11 protein-coding genes are annotated in these 13,901 nt (G+C 72.2%); 2 read left to right on the top strand and 9 right to left on the bottom strand.

The window, feature by feature from the left end:
• Positions 1-9 precede the first annotated feature (9 nt).
• The 7 genes from OG435_RS38560 to OG435_RS38585 all read right to left on the bottom strand — a co-directional run bounded on the left by OG435_RS38560 (position 10) and on the right by OG435_RS38585 (position 8,317).
• On the bottom strand, positions 10-1,773 hold the full coding sequence (locus tag OG435_RS38560) for a glycoside hydrolase family 35 protein (protein WP_266884394.1): 1,764 nt from the start codon (positions 1,771-1,773) through the stop codon (positions 10-12).
• 39 nt (positions 1,774-1,812) lie between these two features.
• Positions 1,813-3,051 carry a cellulase family glycosylhydrolase gene (locus OG435_RS50465; RefSeq protein ID WP_353962794.1) on the bottom strand — a complete coding sequence of 413 codons (1,239 nt, stop codon included), beginning with the start codon at positions 3,049-3,051 and terminating at the stop codon, positions 1,813-1,815.
• A complete protein-coding gene (locus OG435_RS50470) occupies positions 2,937-3,764 on the bottom strand; it encodes a cellulase family glycosylhydrolase (RefSeq protein ID WP_353962795.1) in 828 nt (275 codons plus the stop codon). Before OG435_RS50470 ends, OG435_RS50465 begins: the two co-directional genes overlap by 115 nt.
• 96 nt (positions 3,765-3,860) lie before the next feature.
• Positions 3,861-4,706: a carbohydrate ABC transporter permease gene (locus OG435_RS38570; RefSeq protein WP_266884396.1), complete on the bottom strand. Its 846-nt coding sequence runs from the start codon at positions 4,704-4,706 to the stop codon at positions 3,861-3,863.
• On the bottom strand, positions 4,703-5,704 hold the full coding sequence (locus OG435_RS38575) for a carbohydrate ABC transporter permease (RefSeq protein WP_266884398.1): 1,002 nt from the start codon (positions 5,702-5,704) through the stop codon (positions 4,703-4,705). The genes OG435_RS38570 and OG435_RS38575 overlap by 4 nt, the downstream gene beginning before the upstream one ends.
• Complete coding sequence (locus tag OG435_RS38580) at positions 5,704-6,981, bottom strand: ABC transporter substrate-binding protein (RefSeq protein WP_266884400.1); 1,278 nt, start codon at positions 6,979-6,981, stop codon at positions 5,704-5,706. Before OG435_RS38580 ends, OG435_RS38575 begins: the two co-directional genes overlap by 1 nt.
• Before the next feature lie 151 nt (positions 6,982-7,132).
• Complete coding sequence (locus OG435_RS38585; RefSeq protein ID WP_266884402.1) at positions 7,133-8,317, bottom strand: ROK family transcriptional regulator; 1,185 nt, start codon at positions 8,315-8,317, stop codon at positions 7,133-7,135.
• 119 nt (positions 8,318-8,436) lie between these two features.
• On the opposite strand from OG435_RS38585, the gene OG435_RS38590 reads away from it, so the two are divergent.
• Positions 8,437-10,602, top strand: a complete 2,166-nt coding sequence (locus OG435_RS38590; RefSeq protein WP_266884404.1) for an alpha-galactosidase — start codon at positions 8,437-8,439, stop codon at positions 10,600-10,602.
• Positions 10,603-10,667: 65 nt separating this feature from the next.
• Complete coding sequence (locus OG435_RS38595; protein ID WP_323187991.1) at positions 10,668-11,510, top strand: alkaline phosphatase family protein; 843 nt, start codon at positions 10,668-10,670, stop codon at positions 11,508-11,510.
• Between the two features lie 78 nt (positions 11,511-11,588).
• Here OG435_RS38595 and galK read toward each other — a convergent pair whose 3' ends face one another.
• Positions 11,589-12,737 (bottom strand): galactokinase, encoded by a 1,149-nt coding sequence (galK, locus tag OG435_RS38600; protein WP_266884406.1) that lies wholly within the window; start codon positions 12,735-12,737, stop codon positions 11,589-11,591.
• Complete coding sequence (gene galT, locus OG435_RS38605; protein ID WP_266884408.1) at positions 12,734-13,780, bottom strand: galactose-1-phosphate uridylyltransferase; 1,047 nt, start codon at positions 13,778-13,780, stop codon at positions 12,734-12,736. Before galT ends, galK begins: the two co-directional genes overlap by 4 nt.
• Positions 13,781-13,901: the final 121 nt, after the last annotated feature.

Here is a 13,901-nt window from a genome sequence, read left to right on the forward strand (position 1 = left end):
CTGGGCGGGTCAGTCCTCGGACCCGCCCAGGTCGGGACGGTCGCGCAGCTCTACGGTGCGGGTGGCCGAGGCGTGCAGTTCGAGGACGGTGATCTCGTTGCGGCCCGCCCGGAGCACCGGTGCGGGGACGTACAGGGTGGCCTGGGCGCCGCGCGACCAGTACCGGCCCAGGGCGAAACCGTTGATCCAGACACAGCCCTTGGTCCAGCCGGGCAGCGCCAGGAAGCTGTCGGCCGGCTCTTCGACGTCGGCGTACCCGCGGTGGAAGGCGGGGCCCACCGGGGGTGCGGCCGGGTCGAAGTCGCCGAAGGGCAGACGGGCGAGGTGTGCGGGATCGTCCAGGGGCAGGGGCCGGCTGGTCCAGCGTTCCGGGGCGCGGCCGTTGACGAGGACCTCGCCGAGAAGGCCCTTGCGGTCGTGGATGCCGGGCCCGTAGTTGACCCGCCCCTGGTTCTCGACGAGTACGGACAGCCGGGCTCCGGGGCGGGGGACGGTGAAGGCGAGGGCGTGCTCGTGGCCCTCGCGTTCGAGTACGCCGACGGGCTGTCCGTCGACGAAGACCTGCGCGCGGTCGCGGACGTCCTCGGCGTACAGCACGGCCGAGCCGGCGGCCGCGGCCCGCGTCTCGTACAGGACGAAGCCGAAGCCCTGGCCGAGTTCCTCCATCGTGAGCGGCCGGTGGCTCTCCACCGGTCGGCCGAGGAGGTCGGCGCACTCCAACAGGGGTGCGGATGCGGTGAGTTCGACGGGCCCGTGAGCGAGCTTCGGGCCGGGTGCGGGCACCGGTCCTCCGGGGACGGGGCCGTGCTTCGCGAGGACCTCCCGGAAGGCGGTGTACTTGGCCGTGGGATCGCCGGCCTCGTCCAGGAGCGCGTCGTAGTCGTACGAGGTGACCGTGGGCCGGTACGTTCCCTTGTCGTTCGCGCCGTTGGTGAAGCCGAAGTTCGTCCCGCCGTGGAACATGTAGATGTTCACGGAGGCTCCGGCCGCGAGCAGCCGGTCCAGGTCGGCCGCGGCGTCCTCGGCCTCGCGCACCGTATGGGGTCCGCCCCAGTGGTCGAACCAGCCGACCCAGAACTCCGAGCACATCAAGGGCCCTTCGGGCCGGTGGGCGCGCAACCGCGCGAGCCCGGCTTCGACCTTGCCGCCGAAGTTGACGGTGCTCAGCACTCCTTCCACGCTGCCGCGGGCGAGGTCCGCGGGCTGGTCGCAGGTGAACAGCGGTACGTCCACCCCGTGCCGGCGCAGCAGTCCGGCCAGTTCGGCGAGGTAGCCGGGGTCCTGCCCGTAGGCCCCGTACTCGTTCTCGAGCTGGACGGCGAGCACCGGGCCGCCCCGGCTGCCCAGCCGGGACAGCAGGGGCGGCAGGAGAGCGCCGAGGTACTCGTCCACGGCCCGCAGGAAACGCGGGTCGCGGCTGCGCAGGGCGATGCCCTCCTCGGTGAGGAGCCACGGGGGCAGGCCGCCGCCCTCCCATTCCGCGCAGATGTACGGGCCCGGGCGCAGCAGGACGTGCAGGCCCTCGGCGGCGGCGAGGTCGAGGAACCGGGGCAGGTCGAGACCCGCGTCGAGCCGGAACTCCCCGCGCCGTGGGGCGTGGAGGTTCCACGGGACGTAGGTCTCGACCGTGTTGAGCCCCAGCACGCGGGCCTTGTGGAGCCGGTCGGTCCATTGCTCCGGATAAACACGGAAGTAGTGCAGTGCACCGGAGACGATGCGGAACGGCCGGTCGTCGAGACGGAAGCCGTCTGCGGCGATCTCCAGTCGGGGCATGCCGTGCGCTCCTAGGGGAGGAGGGGAGGGGGAACGGGGTCAGCCCAGGGGGCGGCAGAGCAGGGCGTCGGGGACACCGCCGTGGTTCCACTTCCAGGTGTGGGCGACCCCGGCGACGTACTCGGTGTCGTTGCACTGGCCCTTGTACTTGCCGGGGGCCCAGTCGCTGGCGTTCGAGCCGCCGGTGGCGGGGCGGTTGTCACCCTTGTCGAACCAGAGCAGGCGGTTCGTGACGGGCAGGGTGGCGGCGGCCGGGGCGCAGAGCAGGGCCGACATGGCGTTGCCGCGGACGCTGTAGCCGACCGCGAAGGAGTTGGCGGGGCATTGCAGCTTGTTGTAGCCGCTCGCCCAGTCGCCCCCGGTGACGAATCGCTCGTCCGTGACCGTGGTCCAGGCGCCGCCCGCCTTGGCGGGTCCGCCCGCGTCGGTGCACAGACCCCGGCCGGAGCTGCGGGCCAGGCCCGTCAGCCGTTCGGAGTCCGGGCAGTTGCCCTTCCGGTTGCCCGGGGACCAGTCCGCCCTGGCGGACATGACGGCGGAGACGTTGTAGTCGGCGTGGTCGAGATCGAGCATGTTCCAGTGGCTGACCTGCGGTACCTGGCCGGTCCGGCCGGCGGTCCCGACGAGCCTGTTCCAGTCGTCGGCGCGCCAGTCGCCGCCGTCCTCGATGCCCTGGCGGGCGCCGGTCGCCGCGTAGGACAGCAGCGCCCAGTTGTCCATCGGGGCTCCGGCCGCGTCGGTCCAGCCGACGAGGGGCCAGATCGCGAAGTCCGTGTCGTTGGCCACGAGGATGTCGGTGAAAATGCGCAGCCAGGCCTTCTCCTTGGCGTTGTCGGAGCCGCGGCCGCCGGCCCCGAACTCGCTGATCCACACCGGAGCGGTGAAGTGCTGGCCGGCCCGGGTGACGAACAGTGCCTCGGAGTCGACCACCTGGGCGAGCTGCTGGGGGGTGAAGTCCTGGTAGCGGGGGTCGTTGGTGGAGCCGGGTCCGCTGCCGGCGCCGGTGTTGGCGGGGCCGGTGTAGGCGTAGAAGTGCGCGGAGTAGACGAGCTTGCCCGATTCGATCAGCGTGTGGGAGAGGTTGGCGACCGGTGTCAGCTGCGGCCGTCCGTGCGGGAGTCCCGCGAGCGGGATGCCGTACCAGTTGATGCCTTCCATGACGATCAGGGTGTCGGGGGCGGCGCGCAGGATCCGGTTCCCGGCCTCTTCGTAGGCCGCGTAGGCGTCGTGGTCGTCGTACCAGCCCCAGTTGGGGTCGTCCCAGGTGTCGCGGCGCACTCGTTGCGCAGGTCGGCGCCGACCACCCGCTTGTCCGCCTTGTAGCGGTTCACCATGAACACCCAGTCGTCCAGCCACTGCTGGGTGCTCTGGCTGCTGTTCCACCGCTCGTTCCCGTCGAGGCCGCAGCAGAAGCGGGCGGTGGTGGTGTGGTTGTTGAGGATGACCGCGAATCCGTCGGCGGTGAGCGCCGCGATGACCGCGTCGAGGACCTGCAGCGGGGTCTTGCCCTTCAGTTGCGGGTTGGCGGCGACCGCGGCGTCCGGGACGGGGACGGTGTCGTGGACGAGGGCGTTGGAGAACGGCAGCCGGATGCTGTTGAGGCCCAGTCCGTGGAAGTCGGCCAGGATGGCGGAGACGGGGGCGCGGTCCAGGCCGAGGGGCATGCTGTGGGCGGATATGCCCTGGTGGTGGTTGGCGGGATCGTTGACGTCCCCGCTGCCGGTCCATGTCCCTTGGGCACCGGCCCAGTTGCCCGCCTTGAGCTTGAAGCGGTTGCCCGCGGCGTCGACGATCCAGCGGCCCCGGGTGCTGAGCGGGGCGGTCCAGGAGACGGCCAGCTCGGGACCGGTCAGGACGGCGGGCGCTGGTGGGGCGCCGGCCGCGGTGGGAACGGCGGCCGTCGCACCGGCCGCGGTGGTGGTGGTGAGGAGCAGCGCGGACAGCACGGCGAGTGCCGAGGCCGCGCGTCGGAGCAGTGGTGTGCCTGTCACGTTGGATCCTTCGGAGAGGGAGGATGGCCGTGGAGTGCGGTGGACTGCTGTGCGGTGCCGTGCCGTGCCGTTTCGTGCGCTTCGTGCGCTTCGTGCTCAGCCCTTGAGGCCGCTGGTGGCGATGCCCGCCACGATGTAGCGCTGGGCGACCAGGAACATGACGACCAGGGGGACGATCGTCACGACGGCCCCGGCGAACAGGCCGGGCAGGTTGATGGTCTGCGAGGTGAGGAACGTCGACAAGGCGATCTGGGCCGTCCAGGCCGACGGGTCCTGTCCGATGACCAGGGGCCACAGGAAGGAGTTCCAGCTGTCGATGAAGGCCAGTGCGCCGAGCGAGGCGAGCATCGCCCCCGAGTTGGGCAGGGCGATCCGGCGGTAGAGGCCGAACCAGCCGAGCCCGTCCAGCCGCCCGGCCTCTTCGATCTCGGCCGGGAACTGGAGGTAGAAGTTGCGGAACAGCAGGACGGCGAAGGGGTTGAACAGCCCGGGCGCGATGATGCCCCACAGCGTGTTCACCCCGCCCAGGGAGCCCACCACGACGAAGGTCGGTACGAAGGTCACCGAGCCGGGAATCATCAGGGTGGCGACCACCAGGGCCAGCAGGACGCCGCGTCCGCGGACCGGGATCCTGGCGAAGGCGTAGCCGGCGGCGGAGGCCAGGAGCGTGGAGACGGGGGCCGTGATGAGGGCGATCACGGTGGAGTTCCCCAGCGCCCGGCCCATGGACAGGGTCGGGTCGTCGAAGAGCGCGGTGAAGTTCTCGAAGTGCATCGTCGACGGCCACCAGGTCCAGTCCGGCGACGTGATGCCCCGGGCGTCCATCAAGGAGCCCCGCAGCATCAGGTAGAAGGGCGTCAGGAAGGCCGTCGTCAGCAGGCCCACCAGTAGTCCGCGCGCGCCCAGCCGCAGCGCTCCGGGCAGTCTCGCCGCGGTCCTCACGAGCGGCTCACCCCTCGCTCCTGCCCGAATCCCGTGAAGCGCCCCTGGATCAGGGTCACCCCGACGATCAGGGCGGTGAGTACGAAGGCTCCGGCCGATCCCAGTCCGTAGTCCTGGCTGCCCATCGCGGTGTTGTACAGGTAGCCCAGCGGAGTCTGGACGGGGGCGCCGCCGGTGCCGGAGAGCCCGCTGTTGAAGAGGTTGTAGAACTCGTCGAAGGCCTGGAAGGCGGCGATGAACAGGAGCATCAGCACGGCGACGGAGGTTCCCCGCAGCATCGGGAGCGTGATCCTGCGCAGCAGCCGCAGGCCGGTCGCGCCGTCGAGGGCCGCGGCTTCGTAGAGCTCCTCGGGGATGCTCTGGAGGCCGGCCAGGAAGAGCACCATGTAGAAGCCGACCTGGAGCCAGAGCCGCAGGGTGACCAGCACGATCCAGTACAGCGGTGGTGTGGTGGTCTGCAGCCAGGGCACCGGTTCCATGCCGAACCAGCCGCCGAGGGTGTTGGCGACGCCGGCCGGGAGCCCGTTGAACAGGCACATCTTCCACAGGAGCGAGGCGGCGACGTAGGACACGGCCGCCGGGACGAGGAAGACGGTGCGCAGTACCGCGCGCCCCCGCCGGATCCGGTGCACCAGCAGGGCGAGCCCGAGGGAGGACGCGAAGGTGACCGGCACGATGAAGGCGGTGAACAGCAGGATCTGCGTCAGGGAGCCGCGGAACGTCCCGTCGGAGAGCAGGGTCCGGTAGTTGTCCAGTCCCACCCACCGGCTGGGGGCGATGGTGCCGCGCGCGTCGCTCAGGCTGAGCAGGAAGCTCCAGCCGATGGCGACGTACTTGAAGACGCCGAGGCCGATCAGGACCGGAGCGGTGAGCAGCGCGAAGGCGATCCGGCCGGAGCGGCCCGCGCGGGAGCGGCCGGTGCGGGCCGCACCCGAGGTGGAGCGCCCGGGTGGTCCGGGCAGCCCGGACCGCCGTGTGGTTTCCGGTGCGCAGAGCATCAGCCGCGCTGCTTGTCGATGGCGCCCTGGGCCTGCCTCACCGCATCCGCGAGGACCTCCGCCGGGGCCACCTGCCCGCCGACGATCTTCGCGGCGGCTGCCGTGAAGGCGGAGCTGACGGCGGTGTCCCAGGTGCCCGGGTTGGACTTGCCGTACTTGGCGGCCAGATCCACGGCATCCTTCGCGGCTCCGTCGGTGAGCTTCGCGGCCCCGGCCGCCACCGACTTGCGGGGCGGGACGTGGAACCCGTAGCTCTCGGCCCAGTCCTTCTGCAGGTCCGTCTGCCGGATCCACAGCCACTGGACGAACTTCTTCGCGGCGTCGGCGTTCCCGCTCTTGGCGTTGACGCAGCTGGTCCACCCGCCGACACGTACGACGGGGCTGCCCCCGGCCTTGAAGGCGGGCCAGGGCAGGACGCCGAAGTCCTCGCCGAGCGCGGCCTTGACGGCCGGCATCGCCCACAGGCCGCACCACTGCATCGGGACGACGTTCTGCGTGAGGGCGGACGGGTCCCACCAGTCGGTGGTGAATCCGAGCAGCAGGGACTTGTCCTCGTGTAGGCGCTTCAGGCCGGTCAGGGCCTCCAGGGCCTGCGGGGAGCCGAAGGTCACCTTGCCCCCGGTCACCAGGTCGCCGCCGTTCGAGCGGACGGCGAGGATCGGGCTGTCGCCCAGCCCGTCGTTGCCGAGGAACAGGCCCTTGCCGGACTTGGTGGTGAGGGCCCTGGCCGCCGCGGCCAGCTCGTCGAAGGTGGTGGGCGGGGTGATGCCGGCCTTGGTCAGCGCGCTCTTGCGGAAGTACAGCATCATGACGTCGTCGATCATCTTGACGCCGTAGAGCTTGCCGTCGACGCCCACGCCGGCGACGGCGTTGTCGTTGAAGTCCGACCGGTCGCCGCCGTAGAGCTCGTCGAGGGCGGCGATCTGACCGCGGCGTGCCAGGCTCTCGCTGAAGTCGCCGATCTCGAAGACGTCCGGGGCCGCGTCCGTGAGCAGGGTCGCGTTGAGCTTGCCGGAGTAGTCGCCGGGGACCCAGGTGACCTTGACGGCTATGTCCGGGTGGGCCTTGGTGAAGGCGGTCGCGTAACGCAGCGCGGCCTGCTGCGTGCCGACCTCGCCGTACGCGTGGTACCAGACGTTCAGGGTGGTCTTCGCCCCGGAGGAGGCACCCGCGGTCGGGTCGGTGGAGCAGGCGGTGGTCACCACCGCTCCGGCGGCGATCAACAGCGATCCGCCGAGAAAACGCCGTCGGCTAAGCTCGGTTCCGTGCGCGCTCATGTCGCATCCTTCCGTGAGGGTAGGCGGGATGTGGGTGTGCCCGGCGCGGCCGGTGCCCTCCATCAGTGCTTGCCGGCAGTGAGGGGCACCGGCCGGGTGAGCCGGAGGTGGTGTTGCGGGTGTTGCGGGCATTGCGGGTATGGCCGGTCGACTACGGGAGTGCCGCCGCGGCCGTGCTCGGCGGGAACAGAGCCTGGACCGCCACCGCGGCGGCTCCGCGGGCCCACTCCTCCCAGGGGAGCGGGCGCAGGGACAGGGGGCATTTGACCGCGGCCCCGAAGGCGTGTGCCGCGTAGGCGTCCTTGATGTGCTGTCCGAACAGGTCGTAGGTGCCCGCTCCCTCGCCGCTGACCACGACGCGTTCCGGGCCCACGAGGTTGACCAGGGCGGCGATGCCGACGCCGATCGCGCGGCCCGCCCGGGCGAAGGCCTCGCGTGCCACGGGGTCCCCGGCGCGGGCCAGCTCCACGGCGCGCTCGAAGGCGAGGTCGGGCACGCCCGTCCCGCGGCGGACCGCTTCGAGGATCGCGCCGGTCGAGGCGATGGCCTCGACGCAGCCGACCGCACCGCAGCGGCAGCGCGGACCGGCCGGGTCCACGCAGACGTGCCCCAGTTCCCCGGCCACGCCGTAGGCGCCGGTCACCAGTTGTCCGTTGACGACGAGCGCGGAGCCGATCCCCGCGCCGATCGTGACCAGTGCGAAGTAGCCGGTGCCGACCCCTTCCCCGAACCAGTGCTCGGCGATGGTCAGTGCTTTGACGTCGTTCTCGACGGTGACCGTCAGACCGGTGGTACCGGCGAGGATCTCCGCGAGCGGTACGTCGCGCCAGCCGAGGCGGCCGGAGAAGCGGACCCGGCCGCCGCCGCGGTCCACGTCCCCCGAGACGGCGATGCCGAGATGCCGGGTGCGGTCGCGGAACGCGGTGTCGGAGTCGAGCAGTTCGTCGACCAGCTCGGTCAACATTCCCGCCATGGAGGCGGGTTCGTGACTGTCGAGGGTCCGCTCGGCCGTGGCCCGGACCCGGGCCCGCAAATCGCACACCACGCCGAACAGGCGGTCGTCACTGATCCTGACCCCTACGAAGAACTCCCGGTCCGGGGTGATCGCCAGCGGGTTGACCGGCCGGCCGGCCCCGGGAGCGGTGCGCTCCGGCGGGAGTTCGTACAGGTACCCGTCGTCGATGAGCGGCCTCGCGGCCTTGGTGATGGCCGTCGAGGAGAGCCCGGTCCTGCGCGCGAGCTCCACCCGACTGAGGGGCCCCTCGGCCAGGAGCAGGGCGAGGACCGCCGTTTCGGCGGGTGCGGAGACCAGGGGCAGCTGTTGGTTTCGAAACACGGGTGCAACGTAGAGCAAATAAATAACTTCGTCCAGTATTGATTTCGGGACCGGGTCAGCCCTAGCCTCTGGCCAACTCCTTGCCCGTACACGGGCCTTCGACCTCAGGGGACCCCTTCGTGCCTGCCGCGCTCCCGCTCGTCACCTTCGACCCCGGCTCCGGCCTCGCAGTGCTCCGCACGCCCAACAGCGTGTACGCCTTGCGCACCGGCCCCGACGGCAGCCCGCGGCACCTGTACTGGGGCGCGCCGCTCGACACGGCCGACCTGGCCCTGCTGCCGGAGGCCGCCTCCCCGGCCGCGAGCAGCTTCGAGGCCGGGGCCGCCGCGGACGAGCTGGCTCCGCAGACCGGGGCACGGTTCGGTCCGGCCGGCCTCCAGGTCCGGTTCGCCGACGGAACCAGCGGCGCCCAGTGGGAGTTCGCCGGACACCGCATCGACGGCGGGGAGCTGCGGTTGTTCCTCACGGACCGCCACTACCCCCTGCGCGCGGAGCTCTGCTACCGCGTCCGGCCGGGCAGTGACGTCGTCGAGCGGTGGGTGGAGCTCGCACACACCGGCAGCGGGTCCGGCGCCGGGGCCGAAGTCGGGGTCGGGACCGAAGCCGGGGTCGGGGCCGGCCCAGTCACCGTCGAGCGGCTGGACTCCGCCTCCTGGACGGCCCCGGCACTCGCCGACTACCGGCTCAGCCACCTCACGGGCGGCTGGAACAGCGAGTTCCAGCTGTACCGCGACCGCCTCCCCGTCGCCGAGACCGTCCTCACCAGCCGCCGCGGGCTCACCGGCCACCACGCCAGCCCCTGGCTCGCCCTCGACGACGGCACGGCGACCGAGGAGCAGGGCGAGGTGTGGAGCACCGCCCTCGCGTGGAGCGGCAGTTGGCGCATCACGCTGCACCGCGACGCGGTGGGCCGCACTACCTGGACAGGAGGGTTCGGGCACGAGGGGCTGCGCTGGACCCTGGAACCGGGGCAGAGCCTGCGCACCCCCGTGTTCGCCGGGCTCCACACCCCGCACGGCTTCGGCGCGGCCAGCCGGGCCTGGCACGGCTACGTCGCGGACCACGTGCTGCCGGACCCCGGACGGGAGCGGCCCGTCCTCTACAACTCCTGGGAGGCCACCGGCTTCGACGTCGACCAGGCCGGCCAGATGAAGCTGGCCCGACTGGCCGCCGGAATCGGCGCCGAGCTGTTCGTCCTGGACGACGGCTGGTTCGGCGCACGGCGCGACGACCGGGCCGGGCTGGGCGACTGGACCCCGCGCCCCGACGCCTTTCCCGAGGGGCTGCGCCCCCTCGCCGACGAGGTCCACCGGCTGGGGATGGCCTTCGGCCTGTGGGTGGAGCCCGAAATGGTCAACCGGGAGAGCGAGTTGTACCGCGCCCATCCGGACTGGGTCCTGCACTCCCCCACCCGGGAGGCGACCGAGCTGCGCCATCAGCTGGTACTGAACTTCGCCCGGCCCGAGGTCGAGGCCTGGGCCCTGCACACCCTGGACCACCTCGTACGGGAGAACCGGGTGGGCTGGCTCAAGTGGGACGCCAACCGCGCCTTCACCGAGGCCGGCTGGGCGGGGAGCCCCGATCCCGACCGGCTCTGGATCGACCACACCCGGGCCGTCCACCGCGTCATGGACCGGCTGCGCGCCGACCACCCCGGCCTGCGCATCGAGGCCTGCGCGGGCGGTGGCGGGCGCGCCGACCTCGGCATCCTGGCCCGCACCGACCAGGTGTGGACCTCCGACAACACCGACCCCGTGGACCGGATCGCCATCCAGGACGGCTTCAGCCAGCTCTTTCCGGCCCGGACCATGGCCGCCTGGGTCACCGACAGCCCCAACCCGGCCACCGGCCGGCGCACTCCGCTGCGCTTCCGCTTCCACGTCGCCATGTCCGGTGCGCTCGGCCTCGGCGGGGACCTGACGGGCTGGTCCGCCGAGGAACTCGACGAAGCCGCCGCGCTCGTGGCCCAGTACAAGCAGATCCGCCCGCTGGTCCAGTACGGGATCCAGTACCGCCTCAGGAGCGGTGACGGGGTGACGGCCGTCCACTACGCCGCCGGTGACGGCGGCGAGCACGCCGTGCTCGCCTGGCGGCCCTCGACGCGGTTCGGGCACCGGCCCGCCCCCGTCAGACTGCCCGCGCTGGACCCCGGCGCCCACTACCTGGACCCTGACCGGGAGCAGGTGTACAGCGGCGCCCTCCTGGTCCGCCGCGGCATCGAACTCCCTTTGCCCGCCGGTGACTACGCGAGCCGGCTGATCCGGCTGCGCCGCATCACCCCCTGAGCCCCGCGCACGGACCACCCGTACGCGGAGAACCGCACCCACTCACAGACACCCTGGACCGGACTATGCACACTCAACACGTTCTGGTCGTCGGCATCGACGGCGTTCGGCTCGACCTGCTGCCGCAGCTGGACACCCCCCACCTGGACGAGATCACCGACGCGGGTTTCCTCGCTCCCGTCGAGATCGACGAGGCCACCCCCACGATGTCCGGGCCGTGCTGGTCCACCATCGCCACCGGGGTCGGCGTCGCCAAGCACGGGGTGTGGGGCAACCGCCTCGACGGCAACCGGCTCGACGTCTTCCCCGACTTCACCACCCGCCTGGCACTCGAATGCGGGCGGCGGACCTTCGCGACCGGCGGCTGGGCCCCCCTGTTCCTCGCCCAGCAGGGCGGTCCGCTGTTCACCGCCCCCAGCCGGCTGAGCTACATCGCCCCCCGCGCGGACACGCCGGAGGCCTGGGAGGAGGCCGACGAGGCCGTGACCGCCGAAGCGGCGCACGTCCTGGGCTCCGGGGAGGAGCTCCACGCCTCCTTCGTCTACCTCGGCGCCGTCGACGAGACCGCCCACTTCCTCGGCTGCGGCGAGGAGTACCGCCGCTCGATCGAGACGGCGGACCAGCGGCTGGGCCGCCTGATCAAGGCCGTGCGCGACCGCCCGGGCCACCCCGGCGAACAGTGGACGGTCATCGTGGTGACCGACCACGGGCACCGTGACGAGGGGGGCCACGGCGGCCGCAGCGAGCTGGAGCGCACCGCCTGGGTGGCCGCGTGCGGACCCGGGCTGACCGCCGGCGCGACCCCGGCGGTGGTCCGGCACGCGGACGTCGCCGCCCATGTCTACGCGGCCCTGGGCATCGGCCTGGACGGCCACTGGACGCTGGACGGCATACCCTTCACCGCCTGAGCGGGCGGGCCGCCGGGGCCGGGGCTCCGGGCACGGACATCGTCCGGGGCCCGACTCCGGCCCCGGTTCCCACTCCGGTTACAGCCGTCGGGCACCCGCCGCCGGGGTGACGGTGAGGAGCCGCGGGAAGCGGTGGCCGGCGGCCCCGAAGGCCGCCGTGACGCGGTCGCCCACCGCGCTCTCGCGCCCCGCCTCCACCAGCGCGATGACGGAGCCGCCGAAGCCGCCTCCCGTCATCCGGGCCCCGAGGGCGCCGGCGCCCAGCGCGGCGGTCACCGCGAGGTCGGTCTCCGCGCAGGAGACCCGGTAGTCGTCGCGGAGCGACGCGTGACCGGCCGTCAGGATCGGTCCGAGGGCGGCCGCGTCGCCCTCCCGGAGCCGGGCGACGGCCGCGTCGACCCGGCCGTTCTCGGTCACCACGTGACGGACCAACGGAACCAGTTCCGCAGGGAGTTCGTCCAGGGCAGCCGCGAGGTCCCGGGCGGGCAGGTCCCGCAGGGCGCGCAGGCCGAGCAGCCCGGCCGCCCGTTCACAGCCCGCGCGCAGGGCCGCGTACGCCCCGTCGCCCAGGTCGTGGGAGACCCGGGTGTCGATCACGAGCAGTCCGAGCCCCTGCCCCGGGAGGTCGAGGGGCACCTGCCGGTGGAGCTCCGGGGTGCGGGCGTCGAGGTGGAGGGCGGCCCCGGTGGTGCAGCACACGGAGGCCATCTGGTCCATGATCCCGCAGGGGACGCCGGCGAAGGCGGTCTCCGCCCGCTGGGCGATCCGGGCCAGTTCGGGCCCGGGCAACCGCAGTGCGTACAGCTCGTCGTAGGCGACCGCGACCGCGCACTCCAGCGCGGCGGAGGAGGACAGGCCCGCGCCCGTGGGCACCGTGCTGTCGAAGTGGAGGTCCGCGCCGCCGACCGGGTGGCCCGCCTCGGTGAGGGCCCAGACCACTCCGGCCGGGTACGCGGCCCAGCCCCGCACGGCTCCGGGTACCAGGTCCGCCACGGCCAGTTCGGTGATCCGGCCGTCGCCCTGCGCGCTGTGCAGCAGCAGCCGGCCGTCCGTACGGGCACGGGCGGCGAGCAGGGTGGTCTGCGGGAGCGCGATGGGGAGGGCGAACCCGTCGTTGTAGTCGGTGTGTTCACCGATCAGGTTGACCCGGCCGGGCGCCGCCCAGACCCCGTCGGGGGAACCGCCGAAGAGCTTCGCGAAGGCGGCGGCCTGTTCGGTCCGGTTCATGCCAAGGCCTCCCGCAGTCGCCGCGCGGCCGTCTCGGGGGCCACGTCGTTGATGAAGGCCTCCGTCCCGGATTCGGTCCCGGCGAGGAACTTGAGCTTGTCGGGAGTCCTCCGGATGGTGAACACCTCCAGGTGCAGGGCCAGTTCACCACCGTCGGTGCGGGGCGCCTGGTGCCATGCGGAGATATACGGGGTGGGGGCGGCCACTTCCGCCTCCGGTACGGGGAACAGCCGGTCGAAGCGGCGGAGCAGGTCGAGGTAGATGCCGGGGAACTCGGCCCGCTCGGCTTCGGTGAGGCAGGTGAGGTCGGGGACCCGGCGGTGGGGGTAGAGGTGGACCTCGTACGGCCAGCGGGCGGCGTAGGGCACGAAGGCGGTCCAGTGCTCGCCGGCCGCAACGACCCTCTCGGTGGCGGCGCGGGCCCCGGAGAGGAGGTCCTCGAAGAGGTTGCGGCCGGTGGCGGCGCGGTGTGCCCGCGCGGCGGCCGTCATCTTGGCGGTGCGCGGCGTGACGAACGGGAAGGCGTAGATCTGGCCGTGCGGGTGGGCGAGGGTCACACCGATCTCGGCTCCCCGGTTCTCGAAGCAGTACACCTGCTCGACGCCGGGGAGCGCGGAGAGTTCCGCGGTGCGGTCGGTCCAGGCGTCCAGGACCAGCCGGGCGGCGGCCGGGGTGAGGTCGGCGAAGCCGGCTTCGTGCTCGGGGGTGAAGCAGACGACTTCGCAGCGTCCGGCCTCGCCCGCGAGGGAGGGGAAGCGGTTCTCGAAGACGGCGACCTCGTAGTCGGCGGCGGGGATCTCGCTGAGCCGGCCGTCCCGGGAGGGGCAGAGCGGGCATTCGCCGGCGGGCGGGTGGTAGATCCGGTTCTGGCGGTGGGAGGCGATGGTGATCCAGTCACCGGTGGCCTCGTCCCGCCGCAGTTCCGGCCTGCTGTCCACGGGATCCAGTGGGCGCAGGTCGGGCGCGTCGCGCACGGCACCTTCGCCGCTGTCGAAGTAGATCAGTTCGCGGCCGTCCGCGAGTTTCGCGAGGGTCTTCTTCACTCACCGAGAATAAACACTCTCGAACATTTTCCACCAGCCCACGTCGGGGTTTCCCCCATACTTCAACAACATTGCCGTGTTACCTTGCTGCCTTCTGACCGGTTTCACCGATTCCCGGGAG

This window comes from Streptomyces sp. NBC_01264 (genome assembly GCF_026340675.1).
Taxonomy (GTDB): domain Bacteria; phylum Actinomycetota; class Actinomycetes; order Streptomycetales; family Streptomycetaceae; genus Streptomyces.